Here is a 14224-nt window from a genome sequence, read left to right as displayed (position 1 = left end):
CTCATTTCGCAACGCAACCCACGGACATGGCAGCAACAAACGCGATCGCATTGAGATCACGAACGCGTTGCTCACTCACCACGACGGCGACCTTTCCCACGATCTGCCACTTATAGGCTATCTATATCTACTCGACTTTCTGAGCCGCCCAAGCGAACTCCGGCTTATGTCTTGAAAGACGACGAGGTTAACATCCTCCGCTGGCTTCCAGAACGCGCTACAGGACTCCAGCCGATCACTGAAGACCTACGTCATCTAGCCGAAAGATCGCCGCCGCAACATCGCCAGCGGCGCTCCTCGACGCGAGCGTCAAACGAAAACGGGGCCCGAAGGCCTCGAATTCTCGCTGATTGTGCCCAACCTATGCCCACCAAACTTCGTCGGCGGTTTTCCGGGTCATATCTGTTGGGGCGGAGCTGAGGGAACTTGAACCTCTTACCCGCCAGCCGCTTTCGGCGAGCAGGTTGTCGGCGTACAACATCCGCCCTCGGCCGCGGGGGTGCGCTGGCGGATGGTCGGCGCACCCCCTGGTCTGTCTTCTGCCGTGACTCAGGCTGGCGCTCCCGCCGTCGTGGGCGTCTGCTCGTCGGAACGCGCAGCGGCCGTCTCGTCGGCGTCGTCGTGCTCGTCGAGCATCGTGGCCTCGTCGAACGGGTCGTCGCCCCTGAGCACGCCGACCGCCCGGTCCCGGTCGAACTCGCCGGTCCACGTTCCGACCAGCACGGTCGCCACGGCGTTGCCCGCGAAGTTGGTCAGCGCGCGGGCCTCCGACATGAACCGGTCGATGCCCACGATCAGCCCGACACCGTCGACGAGGTCCGGTCGGTGCGACTGGAGCCCACCGGCCAGCGTCGCGATGCCCGCGCCGGTCACGCCCGCCGCACCCTTCGACGCGATGATCATGAACAGCAGCAGCGACACCTGCTCGCCGATGGAGAGCGGGTTGCCCATTGCCTCGGCGATGAACAGTGACGCCATCGTCAGGTAGATCGCCGTGCCGTCCAGGTTGAACGAGTACCCGGTCGGCACCGTGATGCCGACGACCGGCTTGCTCACCCCGAAGTGCTCCATCTTCGCGATCAGCCGCGGCAGGGCCGACTCCGACGACGAGGTCGACAGGATCAGCAGGAACTCCCGGCCGAGGTAACGCAGCAGCGAGAAGATCGAGATCCGGGCCACGAACCAGAGCAGCGCGCCGAGGAACACCAGCACGAAGATCAGACAGGTCGCGTAGAAGCCCAGCATGATCTGGGCGAGGCTCTTGAGCGCGTCCACCCCGGTCGCGCCGACCACGGCGGCCATGGCACCGAACGCACCGACCGGCGCCAGCCACATGATCATGGCGAGGACCTTGAAGACGACGCGCTGGATGACGGCGATCGCGCCGAGCACCGGCTCGCCGCGCCGGCCCATGGCCTGGACGGCGAAACCGACCAGCAGGGCCACCAGCAGCGTCTGGAGGACCTCGCCCTCGGTGAGCGCGGACAGCATCGTGGTCGGGATGATCCCGAGCAGGAACTCCGTCGTACTGGCGGCTTCGTCACCGGCGGCGGCCTTGCCCGCGCCCGCGAGGTCCGAGCCCAGGTTCAGGCCGGAGCCGGGGTGGATGAGGTTGCCGACGACCAGGCCGATGGCGAGCGCCACCGTCGACATGGTGAGGAAGTAGCCGAGGGCGAGGCCGCCGACCTTGCCGACCTTCGCGGCCTGCCGGACGGACCCGACGCCGAGCACGATGGTGCAGAAGATGACCGGGCTGATCATCATCTTGATCAGGTTGACGAAGCCGGTGCCGATCGGCTTGAGTTCCTTGCCGAAATCGGGGGCCACCAGGCCAACCACGATGCCGGCGAGCACGGCCACGATGACAGCGATGTACAGGTAACGGGTACGGTCCCGGCGGGCCGGGGGCGCCGGTGAGGTGGTGGATGCGGTGGTGTCCATGTCGACAATGTGAAGCGTGTCTCACCCGTTGACAGCCTTGCGGTCATTCTGTTCACCGCTGAGGAGACAACGGCAGCGGCGCAATGAGGAGGTGGTGGAGGTGGCCCGACGCCAGTGGAGCATCGCGGCGCAACTCTTCGCCCTCCAGGCGGTGGTGGTGACGCTGCTCGTGATGGCCGGCGCGGCGGGCGCCGTCTGGCTGGCCCGCAGCGACTCGCGCCAGGCCGCGCAGGAGGAAGTGCTCGCGGTGGCGCAGACCGTGGCCGGCTCCCCCGACGTCCGCGCGGCCCTCGCGACCGCCGACCCGGCCAGCATCCTCCAGCCGTACGCCGAAGCGACCCGGGAGGCGACGGGCACCGACTTCGTGGTGGTGATGGCCCCCGACCGCACCCGTTTCTCGCACCCCACCCGGGAGCGGATCGGCGAGCCGTTCGTCGGCGACATCGGCCCCGCCCTGGCGGGCCGCGCGTTCACCACCACGAACGTCGGGACGCTCGGCGAGTCGGTGCGGGCGGTGGTTCCGGTGTACGACGAGCAGCGGCGCATCGTCGGTCTGGTCTCGGTGGGCATCACCACCCGCGCCATCAACCGCAAGCTGCTCGGCCAGTTGCCGGTGCTGTTCGGTGTCGCCGCGCCGGCCCTGGCGCTCGCCGCGACCGGCTCCTGGCTGCTCAGTCGCCGACTTCGCCGCCAGACGCACGGTCTGGGGCCGGCGCAGATGACCCGCATGTACGAGTACTACGACGCGGTCCTGCACTCCGTCCGCGAAGGTCTCGTCGTGCTGACCACCGACCGGCGGGTGGCGCTGGTCAACGACGAGGGCCGCCGACTGCTGGGGCTCGACGCGGACACGCCGGTGATCGACCAACCGGTCGCCGGGATCGACCTGCCGCCAGCGGCGGCCGAGTTGCTCGGCTCCGGGCGCGACGCCCGCGACGAGCCGATCGTCGCCGGCGACCGGGTTCTCGTGGCCAACCAGCGGACCACCCGCTTCGAGGGCGCGGTGCTGGGCACCGTGCTGACCCTGCGCGACCAGACCGAGCTGCGCACGCTGGCCAGCGAGCTGGACTCGGTGCGCGCGCTGACCGAGGCGTTGCAGGCGCAGACCCACGAGTCGGCCAACCGGCTGCACACCGTGCTGACCCTGGTCGAGTTGGGACGCGCCGACGAGGCCGTCCGGCTCGGCACCCGGGACCTGGCCCTCGCCCAGCAGCTCACCGACCGGGTGGTCGGCGCCGTGACCGAGCCCGCGTTGGCCGCGCTGCTGCTGGGCAAGTCCGCGCAGGCCGGCGAACGCGGGGTGGACCTGGTCATCGACCCGGACTGCCGCCTCGACGACAGCCCACTGCCGAGCGGCGACCTGCTCACCGTGGTCGGCAACCTGGTCGACAACGCCCTGGAGGCGGTGGCCGGCACGCCGGCGCCACGCCGGGTGCGGGTCTTCGTCGGCGCCGTCGACGACGAGCTGGTGATCCGGGTCGCGGACAGCGGCCCCGGGCTGGCCCGGGAGCGGGTGGCCGACGCGTTCCGGCGTGGCTGGTCCACCAAGAGCACCGGCCGCGGCCTCGGTCTGGCGCTGGTCGGGCAGGTGGTCCGCCGGCACGGCGGCAGCGCCGAGGTGACTCGCTCGGACGACGGCGGCAGCCTGTTCACCGTCCGCCTGCCCAATGGAGGTGAGCGGTCGTGACCGACATCCGCGTGCTGGTCGTCGAGGACGAGCCGCTGCTCGCCGAGGCCCATTCCGCGTACACCGAACGGGTTCCCGGGTTTGTGGTGGTCGGCGTGGCGCACACCGCGCGGGCGGCGATGGCTGCCCTGCGCGCCAACGACGGCGGCGACGTCGACCTCGTACTCCTGGATTTTCGGCTGCCCGACCTGCACGGCCTGGACGTATGCCGGGCGCTGCGCGCGGCCGGCAGCAGCGTCGACGTGCTCGCGGTGACCTCCGCGCGGGACCTGGCGGTGGTGCGCACCGCGGTGTCCCTCGGGGTGACCCACTACCTGCTCAAACCGTTCACGTTCGCCGCGTTTCGCGACAAGCTGGAGCGGTACGCGGACTACCGCGCGCAGGCGCTCGCCGACGGTGAGGTGGCCGCCCAGCACGACGTGGACCGGATGTTCGCCACCCTGCGCGGCACCGCCGGACACAGCCTGCCCAAGGGGCTCGACGCGCAGACCCTCAATCGGGTACGCGCCGCCCTCACCGACGGGATCGGCGCCCAGGCGGGGCTGTCCGCGACCGAGGTGAGCGGGCTGACCGGCATCTCCCGGGTGACCGCCCGCCGCTACCTGGAATATCTGGTGACCGTCGACCGGGCGGCCCGCAGCCCCCGCTACGGCACCCCCGGCCGCCCCGAAGTCGAATACCGACCCCGCTGAGCGACCCCGCGCCCCGCGCCCCGCGCCCCGCCCCGCCCCGCCCCGCGCCGCCCCGCGCCCATCGTCAAGATCCGAGCAACTTCCCTGTTGTTGCTGCCTCCGACACGCGTGAGACAGCAACTTCCCTGTTGTTGCTGCCTCCGACACGCGTGAGACAGCAACATCCCTGATGTTGCGCGGATCTTGACGATGAGCGCCGTCGCGACAGTGGTGGCCGGCGGGAACCCGGTGGCGGGGTGAAGATCCGTTGTTAGACTTGGCCGAGTTGGGTTGGTGGCACGACCAGGGAGACCAGACATGGCGGGTGACGACGACATCTCCGGGTGAGACCGGATGTGTTCGGCCATCGGTTCGGCGCGCGTAGGCGCAGCCGCCGAGGCCATGCCGTCGTTCCACCGGTTCCCGTTGTCGTCGGGCGACCTAGGCGCGCCCACCCCACCTTTTGAGGTCACTCGCATGTCTGATGCGTTCATCGTCTGCTCGAACCTGTCCTTCTCCTGGCCGGACGACACCCCGGTCTTCTCGGAGCTGTCCTTCACCGTCCCGGGCGGGCGCACCGGCCTGGTCGCGCCCAACGGCGCCGGCAAGAGCACCCTGCTGCGGCTGATCGCCGGGGAGCTGCGGCCCAGCGGTGGCAGCGTCACCGTCGACGGCCTGGTCGGCTACCTCCCGCAGACCCTGCCGCTGGTCGGCGACCTGACCGTGGCGCAGGTCCTCGGCGTCGCCGAGCGGATCGCGGCCCTGCACGCCATCGAGGCCGGCGACGCCAGCGAGGCGCACTTCGCCACGATTGGCGACGACTGGGACATCGAGGAACGCACCCGCGCCGAGCTGGACCGGCTCGGCCTCGGTGAGCTGTCGCTCGACCGGCGGCTGCACACCCTCAGCGGTGGCCAGGTGGTCTCCCTCGGTCTGGCGGCGCAACTGCTGCGCCGCCCGGACGTGCTGCTGCTCGACGAGCCGACCAACAACCTGGACCTGGAGTCTCGGCACAAGCTCTACGACGTGCTCACCGACTGGTCCGGCTGCCTGCTGCTGGTCAGCCACGACCGGGAACTGCTGGACCGGATGGACCGCATCGCCGAGTTGGACCGCGGGGAAGTCCGCTGGTACGGGGGCAACTTCACCGCGTACACCGAGGCGGTGCAGGCGGCACGGGAGGTGGCCGAGAGCAACCTGCGCAACGCCGAGCAGGAGGTCAAACGGGAGAAGCGGGAGATGCAGCAGGCCCGGGAGCGGGCCGACCGGCGGGCCAGCAACGCCTCGAAGAACCTCAAGAACGCCGGCCTGGCGCGGATCGTGGCCGGTGGGCTGAAGCGCAGTGCGCAGGAGTCGGCCGGCCGGGCGCAGGAAACCCACTCCAACCGGGTCGGTTCGGCCCAGGCGCGCCTCGACGAAGCTGGCCGGGCGGTCCGCGACGAGGACCGGATCACCGTGGACCTGCCGGACACCACCGTCCCCGGCGGGCGCACGGTCTTCTCCGGCCAGGGGATGCGGGCCCGCTTCGACGACCGGGAACTGTTCGGCGGCGACGGCGCCGACCTGGTGATCCGGGGGCCGGAGCGGATCGCGCTCACCGGGGCGAACGGCGTCGGCAAGTCGACACTGCTGCGCCTCGTCAACGGTGATCTCGAACCGGCCGGCGGCGAGCTGAAACGCGGCGACGGACGGATCGCGTACCTGTCGCAGCGGCTGGACCTGCTGGACCTCGACCGCACGGTGGCGGAGAACTTCGCCGCGTACGCGCCGAGCCTGCCGGACGCGCAGCGGATGAACCTGCTCGCCCGGTTCCTGTTCCGGGGCTCCCGGGTGAACCTGCCCGTCGGGGTGCTCTCCGGCGGTGAGCGGCTGCGCGCGACCCTCGCGTGTGTGCTCTGCGCCGAGCCGGCGCCGCAACTGCTGCTGCTCGACGAGCCGACCAACAACCTGGACCTCGTCAGCGTGGCCCAGTTGGAGAGCGCGCTGTCCGCGTACCAGGGGGCGTTCGTGGTGGTCAGCCACGACGAACGGTTCCTCGCCGAGATCGGCGTGCAGCGCTGGTTGCGGTTGGCCGACGGCCAACTACGGGAGATCAGCGCCCCCGACCGGGGCTGATCGGCGGCCGTCCGCGGCCCGGCCGGTGTGCGCCGGCTGGGCCGCGGCCCGGTCAGCTCACGTTGGCCGGGCCGAGGACGCTCTTCAGGTCACCCATCAGCGCGGTCGTCGCCGCCACCCGGAACGGGCCCAGCCGCAGGGTGGTGGTGCGCCCACCGTTCTGGAGTTTGACGTGCACCTCGGTGTCGCCGGGGTGCAGCACCAGGGTTTCCTTGAGTTTCTCCACCAGCGGCGGTGTGCATCGGTGCACCGGGATGGTGAGGGTGACCGGCTTGTTGGTGGCGCTGGTGCTGACGTCCGGCATGGACATGTCCATCGCCATGATCCGTGGGGTGTCGTCGCGGCGGTCCACCCGACCCTTGACCACCACGATGGCGTCCTCGGCGATGTACTGCCCGATCACCTCGTAGGTGTTGGGGAAGAACAGCGTCTCGACCCCACCGGCCAGGTCCTCCAGGGTGGCCGACGCCCAGGCGCGGCCCTGCTTGGTGACCCGCCGCTGCACCCCGGAGAGGATGCCGGCGAGGGTGACGACCGCCCCGTCGGGCACCGCGCCGTCCTCGGCCAGGGAGGCGATGGTGGTGTCGGCCGCCGCGTTGAGGATGTGCTCCAGGCCGAACAGTGGGTGGTCGGAGACGTACAGGCCGAGCATCTCGCGCTCGAAGGCCAGCTTGTCGCGCTTGTCCCACTCGCTGTCGCCGATGACCGGCATCACCGTCGTGCTGCCGGTGTCGGCGTCTCCGAAGCCGGCGCCGAACAGGTCGTACTGGCCGACCGCCTCCTTGCGCTTGACATCGGCGTACGCGTCGATGGCGTCCGCGTGCACCGCGAGCAGACCCTTGCGGGGGTGGTCCAGCGAGTCGAACGCACCGGCCTTGATCAAGGATTCGATGGTCTTCTTGTTGCAGACCACGGCGTCCACCTTGGACAGGAAGTCGTAGAAGTCGGCGTAGTCGCCCTTCTCCTCCCGGCACCGCATGATCGAGGCGACGACGTTCGCGCCGACGTTGCGCACGGCGGCCAGACCGAAGCGGATGTCCTTGCCGACCGGGGTGAACGGCCCGGCCGAGGTGTTCACGTCCGGCGGCAGCACCTGGATGCGCATCCGGCGACACTCGGCCAGGTAGAGCGCCATCTTGTCCTTGTCGTCGCCGACGCTGGTCAGCAGCCCGGCCATGTACTCGGCCGGGTAGTGCGCCTTCAGGTACGCGGTCCAGTAGGAGACCAGGCCGTACGCGGCGGAGTGCGCCTTGTTGAAGGCGTAGCCGGCGAAGGGCACCAGGACGTCCCACACCGCCTGGATCGCCTCGTCGGAGTAGCCGCGCTCGCGGCAGCCGTCCCGGAACGGGATGAACTCCTTGTCGAGGATCTCCTTCTTCTTCTTACCCATGGCCCGGCGCAGCAGGTCCGCCTGGCCGAGGGTGTAGCCGGCGAGGATCTGCGCGGCGCGCTGCACCTGCTCCTGGTAGACGATCAGGCCGTGGGTGGGCTCCAGGATCTCCCGCAGCGGTTCTTCCAGCTCCGGGTGGATCGGCGTGATCTCCTGGAGCTTGTTCTTGCGCAGCGCGTAGTTGGTGTGTGAGTCGACGCCCATCGGACCGGGTCGGTACAGGGCCAGGACGGCGGAGATGTCCTCGAAGTTGTCCGGCTTCATCAGCCGCAGCAGGGACCGCATCGGCCCACCGTCGAGCTGGAACACGCCCAGGGTGTCACCGCGGGCCAGCAGCTCGTACGCGGCCTTGTCGTCCAGCGGCAGGCCCAGCAGGTCGAGCTTCCGACCGTGGTTCAGCTCGATGTTCTTGACCGCGTCGTCGATGATCGTCAGGTTGCGCAGGCCGAGGAAGTCCATCTTCAGCAGCCCGAGCGACTCGCAGGTCGGGTAGTCGAACTGAGTGATGATCGCCCCGTCGGCGTCGCGGCGCGTCAACGGGATGTGCTCGATGATCGGCTCGGCGGACATGATGACGCCGGCGGCGTGCACTCCGGTCTGCCGGATCAGCCCCTCGATGCCCTTGGCCGTGTCGATCACCTTGCGGACGTCCGGGTCGGAGTCGTACAGGCCGCGGATCTCACCCGCCTCGGCGTAGCGGGGGTGCTTGTTGTCGAAGATGCCGGTGAGCGGGATGTCCTTGCCCATCACCGCCGGTGGCATGGCCTTGGTGATCCGGTCGCCAACCGCGTACGGGAAGCCGAGGACCCGGGCCGAGTCCTTGATCGCGGCCTTCGCCTTGATCGTGCCGAACGTGGCGATCTGGGCGACCTTGTCCTCGCCCCACTTGTCCGTGACGTACTTGATCACCTCGCCGCGCCGACGCTCGTCGAAGTCGATGTCGACATCCGGCATCGAGACCCGCTCGGGGTTGAGGAACCGCTCGAAGATCAGGCCGTGCTGGATCGGGTCAAGGTCGGTGATGCCCAGCGCGTACGCGACGAGCGACCCGGCGGCGGAGCCACGACCCGGGCCCACAGCGATGCCCTGGTTCTTCGCCCACTGGATGAAGTCGGCGACCACCAGGAAGTAGGACGGGAAGCCCATCTGGTTGATGACGCCCAGCTCGTACTCCGCCTGGACGACATGCCCCTCCGGGATGCCGTTCGGGTAGCGGCGGGCCAGACCGGCGAACGTCTCCTTGCGGAACCAGGACTCCTCGGTCTCCCCGTCGGGCACCGGGAAGCGCGGCATCAGGTTGTGGAACTCGAACATGCCGGTCGGGTCGACCTTCTCGGCGACCAGCAGGGTGTTGCGGCAGCCCTCCTGCCACAACTCCGACGAGTCCACCGCGCGCATCTGGTCGGCGCTCTTGATGAAGTAACCGCCACCCTCGAACCGGAACCGGTTCGGGTCGTCGATGTTGCTGCCGGTCTGCACACAGAGCAGCACGTCGTGGGCGGTGGCCTGTGCCTCGTGGGTGTAGTGCGAGTCGTTGGTGACCACCGGCGGGATGTCCAGTTTGCGGGCGATCTCGGTGAGCCCCTCACGGACCCGGCTCTCGATGGAGAGGCCGTGATCCATGATCTCCAGGAAGTAGTTTTCCTTGCCGAAGATGTCCTGGTAGCTCGCGGCGACCTTGAGCGCCTCGTCGAACTGGCCCAGCCGCAGCCGGGTCTGCACCGCGCCGGACGGGCAGCCGGTGGTGGCCATGATCCCCTCGGCGTGCTCGGCGATCAGCTCCATGTCCATCCGGGGCCACTTGACGTAGTGCCCCTCCATGGACGCGCGCGAGTTGAGGGTGAACAGGTTCTTCAGGCCCCGCGCGTTCTTCGCCCACATCGTCTTGTGGGTGATCGCGCCGTTACCGGAGATGTCGTCGCTCTTCTGCTCCGGCCGACCCCACTTGACGCGCGCCTTGTGGTAGCGCGACTCCGGCGCCACGTACGCCTCGACGCCCAGGATCGGGGTGATCCCGGCGGCCATCGCCTGGTTGTAGAAGTCGTTCGCGCCGTGCATGTTGCCGTGGTCGGTGATCGCCACGGCGGACATGCCGAGCCGCTTGGCCTCGGCGAACAGGTCCTTGAGGCGGGCCGCTCCGTCGAGCATCGAGTATTCCGTGTGCACGTGCAGATGCGCGAACGAATCGGCCATGCCTGGCGCCCCCGGCGGTGTGGATCTTGTTGGTCGGAGCCGACCGGGACCTACCCTACCGAGGTGATCTCGGCGGCTCCACCGTCCGCGCCGACGGTCGTGGCCCTCGTCTCCTACTCGCCCGCGAGTGCGCCTAGGCTCTTCAGGATGGCGAGGTACTACGACGTGCACCCGGAGAACCCCCAGCCCCGGATCATCGGCCAGGTCGCCGACCTGATCCGCGGTGGTGGGCTGGTCGCCTACCCGACGGACTCCTGCTACGCCCTGGGCATCCAGCTGGGCAACCAGGACGGGCTGGACCGAATCCGCCAGGTCCGCCACCTCGACGACCGGCACCACTTCACGCTGGTCTGCCGGGACTTCGCGCAGCTCGGCCAGTTCGTCCGGATCAGCAACGCGGTCTTCCGGCTGGTGAAGGCGTCCACCCCGGGCAGCTACACCTTCATCCTGCCGGCCACCAAGGAGGTGCCCCGCCGGATGCTGCACCCGAAGAAGCGCACCGTCGGGGTGCGCGTACCCCGGCACACCGTCACCCAGGCGCTGCTGGCCGAGCTGGCCGAGCCACTGGTGTCGAGCACCCTGATCCTGCCCGGCGACGACGAGCCGATGACCCAGGGGTGGGAGATCAAGGAACGGCTCGACCACCAGCTCGACGCGGTGCTCGACGCCGGCGACTGCGGCAAGGAGCCGACGACCGTGATCGACCTGTCCGGCCCCGAGCCGGAGATCCTGCGCCGGGGTGCCGGAGACGTGTCCCGCTTCGAGTAACGCGTCGGGTGCCGGACCGTACCGGGGCGCGACGGCCGCACCGGTCGTACGCTCGGGGATCGGCACCGGCGAGCATTGGACACCCGGCATGCCCGACGTGGACGACATCGACGCCCTGGCCCGGTCCGCCGGACACGGCGACCCGGCGGCACTGGACGCCCTGCTGCTCGCGGTACGCCCCGAGGTGCTGCGGCTGTGCGCACGCTTCCTGCCCAACCGGGAGGACGCCGAGGATGCCTGCCAGGACACCCTGCTGGCGCTGGCCAACGGCATCACCCGGTTCGAGGGGCGCTCCTCGTTCCGCACCTGGCTGCACCGGCTGACCGCCAACCGAGCCCGCTCGACGTACCGCACGCTGCGCCGCCGCTGGCGGTTGGAGGCCGGCGGCGTACCCGTGCCCGAGCAGGCCGACCCGCGACGGACCAGCGTGGTCGCGGGCACCCGCCTCGACCTGCTCGACGCCTTCGACGCGGTCCGCCCCGACCTCGCCGAGGTGGTTGCCCTGCGCGACGTCCTCGGGCTGAGTTATCCCGAGATCGCGGCGCTGCTCGACGTACCGGTGGGCACCGTGAAGTCCCGGCTGCACCTGGCCCGGCGGCAGGTCCGGCAACGACTCGGCACCGAATGAGCCCCGCCGCGCGACTCCCCTGGATCCGCCGGCTCCTCGCCGGTGGCGTCGCCCTCGTGGCCGCCGTGGCGGTCGCGGCCTGCGGCGGCACCGACGCGGTCGCGCCGCTGCCCGTGCAACCACCCGCCGAGTCCCGACCGTCGCCGACCCCCTCGGCGATCCCGGCGCCCACCGCATCTCCGTCCCGACCGCCTCCGACCAGCGGGCGTCCGATCGCGGCACCGCCCGCACCGACCACCGCCAGGGGTACGCCGCACCGCCCGGCCGCCACGTCGACCGGGCCGACCACGAGCTGCCAGGGCGCCGTGCGCTACGACCTGCCGCTGGCCGAGACCGAGCTTGAGCTGCTGCGGTCCCTCTGCTTCGCCACCGGCGCGGTGCTGCGGATCCAGGGCATCGGCCCCGGCCTGGTCACCGTCGACCGCCCGGAGCTGGTCTCGCAGCACTACGAGGCCGGCGTGGTGGACATCCGGTTCGTCCGCCCCGGCACCGTCGACGTCACGATCCCCCAGCAGGACCGGGAGCACATCATCACCGTGGTGGTCCGCTAGCCCGCCGCGATCTGACCGGCCCGCGCACTGTCGCCCGTCACCACGGAGCGCCGTTCAGCGCACCCGCACGCCGGCGAGCAGCCCGTCGACGAAGTCGGGTCCGCCGTCCAGTGGTGGCACGACCTGCACGTACACCAGAGCGCCGCGGGCGGGATGCAGGCCGGCCGACTCGACGATCCGGGGCCGGTCCCGTTCGCAGCGGTACGCCACCACGGTCCACTCGACGCCCGCCTGGGGGGTGGTGCGCACCGGCGCGGACGTGCAGTCCCCGTGTGTGCGCTCGGCCAGGAACCCGGCGGGCGTGGTGCGCGCCGCCGTGCTGGCGGAGACGCCCACGAACGCGCCGGGCACCCCGGGGTCGGCGGCCCAGCGGCGGGGCTGCGGCGACATCACCAGCGCCGGTTCGGCTTCGCCGTCGGCGTCGTACTGACCGGCCCAGGTCGCCCCGGTGGCCGACCAGCCGTCCGGCAACGTCACGGTGAGCGGTCCGGCGGTGTAGGTGTCGCGTTCGGCCCTGGTGCCGCCCGGCTCGGCGCCCACGACGGTGACGGCCGCGACGGCCGCCCCGGCCAGCAGCATCCGGTACGGGCGACGGGCCATCGGCGACGACTGCCGGACGGGATCGGTGGCCCGGTCGAGCGCGGTGTGCAGCGCGGCGGCGTCGGGATAGCGGTCGGCGGGCCGGTGAGCGGTGGCCCGGAGGAGCACCGCCGCCACCCGCACCGGCACGCCGTCGCGCAGTCGCAGGGTGCCGGCCGATCTGGGCGGGTCGGGCCCGGGGGCGGCGAGCAGGCGGATCCCGAGCCGTCCGAGCCCGTACACGTCGGCGCGGGTGTCGATCACCGCGCCCGGGTCGTCCTGCTCCGGCGCCATGTAGCCGGGCGTACCGGCCCGGGCGGTGAGGCCGGAGGCGGCGGCGAGCGCCTTGGCGAGACCAAGGTCGGCGATCAGCACCCGCTCGGCGCCGGAGGTCGCGCCCGTGGATTCCGCGCCGGAGGGCGACCCGGTGGGTTCCGCGCCGGAGGGCGCCGGAGTGGAGTGGAACAGGATGTTGCCGGGGGTGAGGTCGCGGTGCACGACGCCGTGGCGGTGCAGCACGCTCACGCCCGCGCAGATCTCGCCGAGCAGGCGCAGCGCCGCCGGCACGGAAATCTCAGCGAGAGCCAGCCGGTCCCGGAGGCTGCCCCCGTTCGCCCAGCCCAGCACGGCGTACGGCCGTCCGTCGGGCAGCTCACCGACGGCGTGCACCCGGACCAACCGCTCGTGCTCCAGCCGGCGCAGCAGCCGGGCCTCGTCGCGGAAGCGTTCCCGGACCCGCAGGTCGTGGCTCCAGTTCTCGGCCAGCACCTTGATCGCCACGTACCCGTCGAGCACCGGGTCGTAGCCCAGCCAGACGGTCGCGAACGATCCGACGCCCAGCAGCCGCTCGATGGAGTAGGGCCCGATCCGTTGCGGAGCCGTCACCGCGTCACCCCCGGCCAGCACGGTCGGTCGGCGTCTCTCTGCACAGTAGACCGGGCTGGTCGGAAAGCCGACGAACCGTTGGGCCGGGCGCGGTGACTAACAGGGCAGAGACCCATCACCGAAGGAGCGCACGATGAACCGACCCTCGATCCTCCTCACCACCGCCGCGCTGGCGCTCGGCACGCTCGTCCCGCTGATCGGCGCCGGTCCGGCCTCGGCGGCTCCGGTGTCGGGCGGCACCGCGCCGGCCTCGACGCGCGGACCACTCGCCACGGCCGGGCACAGCCACCCGCAGGTGCTCGGCGTCGGCGGCGCCGGGGCGTACCGGATCGGCGCCGACCTGGCGGCGCTCACCGCGGCCGGGCGCATCGGCTGGACGGCGACGGCCTGTGGCGGGGTGGTGCACGCCGGCGCGACCGGTTCCTGGGCCGGGGTGCTCATCCTGGCCTTCCGAGACGGCCGGCTGGTGGAGGTCGGTACGGCCACCGCGCCGCCACATTCCCCCGCCGGCGCGATGGTCGGCATGTCCTTCGACGAGTTGGAGGACATCTACGGCCGGCGGGGTTCGCTGATCCGCAACGACGCCGGGGACGCCGAGGCTTACCTCGTACGGGTCGGCTCGCGGGTCGAGCTGTTCACCGGGCACCCGATCCGGCCTGGTGTGGGCTACTTCCAGGTCGGCCCGGCCAGCTTCGTCGAGCGGAACTTCCGGCAGGGCTCGACCTGCTGATCCGTGTCAGATCTCGGGGCGTCCGGCCGGTGCCGGACGCCCCTCGTGCTGCCCGGCACGGCGACCCGTCCAGTGCATCTGTGAGC

10 protein-coding genes are annotated in these 14224 nt (G+C 70.9%); 7 read left to right on the top strand and 3 right to left on the bottom strand.

Going from position 1 to position 14224, the window contains the following annotated elements:
- Window positions 1-549: 549 nt before the first annotated feature.
- Window positions 550-1941 (bottom strand): cation:dicarboxylate symporter family transporter, encoded by a 1392-nt coding sequence (locus tag AC3CF1_RS30615; protein ID WP_328376051.1) that lies wholly within the window; start codon window positions 1939-1941, stop codon window positions 550-552.
- Between the two features lie 100 nt (window positions 1942-2041).
- Here AC3CF1_RS30615 and AC3CF1_RS30610 point away from each other — a divergent pair, with 100 nt between their 5' ends.
- The 3 genes from AC3CF1_RS30610 to abc-f all read left to right on the top strand — a co-directional run bounded on the left by AC3CF1_RS30610 (window position 2042) and on the right by abc-f (window position 6414).
- On the top strand, window positions 2042-3628 hold the full coding sequence (locus tag AC3CF1_RS30610) for an ATP-binding protein (protein WP_488451825.1): 1587 nt from the start codon (window positions 2042-2044) through the stop codon (window positions 3626-3628).
- Window positions 3625-4320, top strand: coding sequence for a response regulator (locus AC3CF1_RS30605; protein WP_488451824.1), 696 nt, complete (start codon window positions 3625-3627; stop codon window positions 4318-4320). The genes AC3CF1_RS30610 and AC3CF1_RS30605 overlap by 4 nt, the downstream gene beginning before the upstream one ends.
- Window positions 4321-4776: 456 nt before the next feature.
- Window positions 4777-6414, top strand: a complete 1638-nt coding sequence (gene abc-f / locus AC3CF1_RS30600) for a ribosomal protection-like ABC-F family protein (protein WP_488451823.1) — start codon at window positions 4777-4779, stop codon at window positions 6412-6414.
- A gap of 52 nt (window positions 6415-6466) precedes the next feature.
- On the opposite strand, the gene dnaE is transcribed toward abc-f, so the two are convergent.
- On the bottom strand, window positions 6467-9997 hold the full coding sequence (gene dnaE, locus AC3CF1_RS30595) for a DNA polymerase III subunit alpha (RefSeq protein WP_141908796.1): 3531 nt from the start codon (window positions 9995-9997) through the stop codon (window positions 6467-6469).
- A gap of 147 nt (window positions 9998-10144) precedes the next feature.
- On the opposite strand from dnaE, the gene AC3CF1_RS30590 reads away from it, so the two are divergent.
- From AC3CF1_RS30590 to AC3CF1_RS30580, 3 genes are all read left to right on the top strand, one after another.
- The gene (locus AC3CF1_RS30590) at window positions 10145-10765 is read left to right on the top strand and encodes an L-threonylcarbamoyladenylate synthase (RefSeq protein ID WP_488451822.1); all 621 of its coding nucleotides are present in this window, start codon (window positions 10145-10147) and stop codon (window positions 10763-10765) included.
- Window positions 10766-10853: 88 nt separating this feature from the next.
- A complete protein-coding gene (locus tag AC3CF1_RS30585; protein WP_488451821.1) occupies window positions 10854-11393 on the top strand; it encodes an RNA polymerase sigma factor in 540 nt (179 codons plus the stop codon).
- Complete coding sequence (locus AC3CF1_RS30580) at window positions 11390-11944, top strand: hypothetical protein (RefSeq protein WP_488451820.1); 555 nt, start codon at window positions 11390-11392, stop codon at window positions 11942-11944. Before AC3CF1_RS30585 ends, AC3CF1_RS30580 begins: the two co-directional genes overlap by 4 nt.
- A gap of 54 nt (window positions 11945-11998) precedes the next feature.
- Here AC3CF1_RS30580 and AC3CF1_RS30575 read toward each other — a convergent pair whose 3' ends face one another.
- Window positions 11999-13408: a serine/threonine-protein kinase gene (locus AC3CF1_RS30575; RefSeq protein ID WP_488451819.1), complete on the bottom strand. Its 1410-nt coding sequence runs from the start codon at window positions 13406-13408 to the stop codon at window positions 11999-12001.
- Window positions 13409-13541: 133 nt separating this feature from the next.
- On the opposite strand from AC3CF1_RS30575, the gene AC3CF1_RS30570 reads away from it, so the two are divergent.
- The gene (locus AC3CF1_RS30570) at window positions 13542-14138 is read left to right on the top strand and encodes a hypothetical protein (RefSeq protein WP_488451818.1); all 597 of its coding nucleotides are present in this window, start codon (window positions 13542-13544) and stop codon (window positions 14136-14138) included.
- Window positions 14139-14224: the final 86 nt, after the last annotated feature.

The organism is Micromonospora sp. MGP-C2, from assembly GCF_057766525.1.
The sequence above is the reverse complement of the archived record's forward strand: the minus strand, read 5'-3'. Positions and strand labels throughout refer to the sequence as shown.